We start from the raw sequence: 456 nt of genomic DNA, 5'->3' as shown, positions 1-456 counted from the left end.
CCGGCATCGGCCTGTTCGCCGTGGTCGGGGCCCAGAGCGCCTTCATTCTGCGCCAGGGCATCCTGCGCAAGCACATCGTGCCGGTGGTCGCCACCTGCGCGGCCATCGATGCCATCTTCATCTTTGCCAGCGTGGCCGGCCTGCGCACGCTCACTTCAGCGCTGCCGTGGCTGACCACCGCCGTGCTGTGGACCGGTGTCGCGTTCCTGGCCTGGTATGCGATGAAGTCGGCACGCCGTGCGATCGCCGGCGGCGGTGGCATGGGCGAGGCCGACAGCGACGACGGCAGCCGTCGCGCGGTGCTGATGGCCGCGGTCGGCTTCTCGCTGATCAACCCGCACTTCTGGCTGGACATGATGGTGATCGGCTCCATCGCCGAGAACTTCGGCAATGCCCGCATGGCCTTCGCTGCGGGCGTGGTCACGGCCAGCTGCCTGTGGCTGACCGCGCAGGGCC

1 protein-coding gene is annotated in these 456 nt (G+C 69.3%); it reads left to right on the top strand.

The annotated features are described in order from the left end of the window. Positions 1-456: LysE/ArgO family amino acid transporter (locus D7V97_RS43685; protein ID WP_120616316.1), on the top strand; the 456-nt coding region annotated here is incomplete at both ends.

Source organism: Corallococcus sp. CA053C (assembly GCF_003611675.1).
Taxonomy (GTDB): Bacteria; Myxococcota; Myxococcia; order Myxococcales; family Myxococcaceae; genus Corallococcus.
The sequence above is the reverse complement of the archived record's forward strand: the minus strand, read 5'-3'. Positions and strand labels throughout refer to the sequence as shown.